This is a genomic window from Nocardiopsis sp. N85 (assembly GCF_028882275.1).
Classification (GTDB): domain Bacteria; phylum Actinomycetota; class Actinomycetes; order Streptosporangiales; family Streptosporangiaceae; genus Nocardiopsis; species Nocardiopsis lambiniae.
In genome coordinates this window covers 3,605-5,571 of sequence record NZ_JARBUT010000037.1, presented here as the reverse complement: position 1 = coordinate 5,571, position 1,967 = coordinate 3,605, and the positions used below count along the sequence as shown (strand labels likewise).

The 1,967-nt window shown below is 58.9% G+C and carries 1 rRNA gene; it reads left to right on the top strand.

Features of this window, described 5'->3' with window-relative positions:
* Nucleotides 1-260: 260 nt before the first annotated feature.
* Nucleotides 261-1,792, top strand: a 16S ribosomal RNA gene (locus PWG71_RS28560).
* Nucleotides 1,793-1,967: the final 175 nt, after the last annotated feature.

Below are 1,967 nucleotides of genomic sequence, written 5' to 3'. Positions count from 1 at the left end.
ACAACAAAGCGGAAACGCAAACGTCTTCCACGGAAGAGCACGAGCGGACCTTCGAGGTCCGGGGCTTGTACGGGAAGAACGGTTGTTTCTTGAGAACTCAACAGCGCGTGTTCGATTTTCTTTAAGCCATGTTTGTTTTGGCCCCGTCACACACGATCAGTGCGATCGGGTGTGCGAGGTTCCTTTGGATTCGGCCCGTGAGGGTCGAGTCGGGATTGCTTCTAGGTTTCCGCCCCCGTCGAGGGTGGCGGTGCACGACCTTTATGGAGAGTTTGATCCTGGCTCAGGACGAACGCTGGCGGCGTGCTTAACACATGCAAGTCGAGCGGTAAGGCCCTTCGGGGTACACGAGCGGCGAACGGGTGAGTAACACGTGAGCAACCTGCCCCTGACTCCGGGATAAGCGGTGGAAACGCCGTCTAATACCGGATACGACCCTCCTCCGCATGGTGGGGGGTGGAAAGTTTTTCGGTCGGGGATGGGCTCGCGGCCTATCAGCTTGTTGGTGGGGTAAAGGCCTACCAAGGCGATTACGGGTAGCCGGCCTGAGAGGGCGACCGGCCACACTGGGACTGAGACACGGCCCAGACTCCTGCGGGAGGCAGCAGTGGGGAATATTGCGCAATGGGCGAAAGCCTGACGCAGCGACGCCGCGTGGGGGATGACGGCCTTCGGGTTGTAAACCTCTTTTACCACCAACGCAGGCTCCACGTTCTCGTGGGGTTGACGGTAGGTGGGGAATAAGGACCGGCTAACTACGTGCCAGCAGCCGCGGTAATACGTAGGGTCCGAGCGTTGTCCGGAATTATTGGGCGTAAAGAGCTCGTAGGCGGCGTGTCGCGTCCGCTGTGAAAGACCGGGGCTCAACTCCGGTTCTGCAGTGGATACGGGCATGCTAGAGGTAGGTAGGGGAGACTGGAATTCCTGGTGTAGCGGTGAAATGCGCAGATATCAGGAGGAACACCGGTGGCGAAGGCGGGTCTCTGGGCCTTACCTGACGCTGAGGAGCGAAAGCATGGGGAGCGAACAGGATTAGATACCCTGGTAGTCCATGCCGTAAACGTTGGGCGCTAGGTGTGGGGACTTTCCACGGTTTCCGCGCCGTAGCTAACGCATTAAGCGCCCCGCCTGGGGAGTACGGCCGCAAGGCTAAAACTCAAAGGAATTGACGGGGGCCCGCACAAGCGGCGGAGCATGTTGCTTAATTCGACGCAACGCGAAGAACCTTACCAAGGTTTGACATCACCCGTGGACCTGCAGAGATGTGGGGTCATTTAGTTGGCGGGTGACAGGTGGTGCATGGCTGTCGTCAGCTCGTGTCGTGAGATGTTGGGTTAAGTCCCGCAACGAGCGCAACCCTTGTTCCATGTTGCCAGCACGTAATGGTGGGGACTCATGGGAGACTGCCGGGGTCAACTCGGAGGAAGGTGGGGACGACGTCAAGTCATCATGCCCCTTATGTCTTGGGCTGCAAACATGCTACAATGGCCGGTACAATGGGCGTGCGATACCGTGAGGTGGAGCGAATCCCTAAAAGCCGGTCTCAGTTCGGATTGGGGTCTGCAACTCGACCCCATGAAGGTGGAGTCGCTAGTAATCGCGGATCAGCAACGCCGCGGTGAATACGTTCCCGGGCCTTGTACACACCGCCCGTCACGTCATGAAAGTCGGCAACACCCGAAACTTGTGGCCTAACCCTTCGGGGAGGGAATGAGTGAAGGTGGGGCTGGCGATTGGGACGAAGTCGTAACAAGGTAGCCGTACCGGAAGGTGCGGCTGGATCACCTCCTTTCTAAGGAGTCTTTACAGGTCGGCATTTTCCTACGCCGGCCGGACTCGTGAGTGGACCCGATGGCTCCGGTTTCGATACCGGGTGGCCTGTCGGGGTGGCTTGGAGAGCATGAATCGAACTTCACCTCCGTGGGTCCTAGAAGCCTCGGGGGGCGCGCTGTTGGGTGTCTGAGGAA